Genomic DNA, 300 nt, shown 5'->3' on the forward strand with positions numbered 1-300 from the left:
CATCGAGGGGGAGAACGACCACTATTACCACGGGGTGGCGAGGTATCGCGCCCTGATTCACGCCTAACAACACGGAGGGATTATGACGAACTACGCAGGCTCAGCCTTTCTGCTCAAGACCGGGACCTGGTCGGGCGGCACGGCCATCGCCGACTGCAAGACCCACTCGTTCAAGCTCAACAATGAGCAGGTGGACATCACCAACAAATCTTCGGGGGGCTACCGCACCCTGCTCGCCGCCGCCGGGACCAAATCGATTGAGATCACCTTTGGCGGGGTCATGACCAGCGACACCGGCTT

Annotated in this window: 1 protein-coding gene; it reads left to right on the forward strand. The window is 60.3% G+C overall.

All coding sequences use genetic code 11. The annotated features are described in order from the left end of the window. Positions 1-82: 82 nt before the first annotated feature. Positions 83-300: phage tail tube protein (locus tag BGIM_RS54235; protein WP_020474567.1), on the forward strand; the 218-nt coding region annotated here is incomplete at its 3' end.

The sequence above is a fragment of the Zavarzinella formosa DSM 19928 genome, from assembly GCF_000255705.1.
Classification (GTDB): Bacteria; Planctomycetota; Planctomycetia; order Gemmatales; family Gemmataceae; genus Zavarzinella; species Zavarzinella formosa.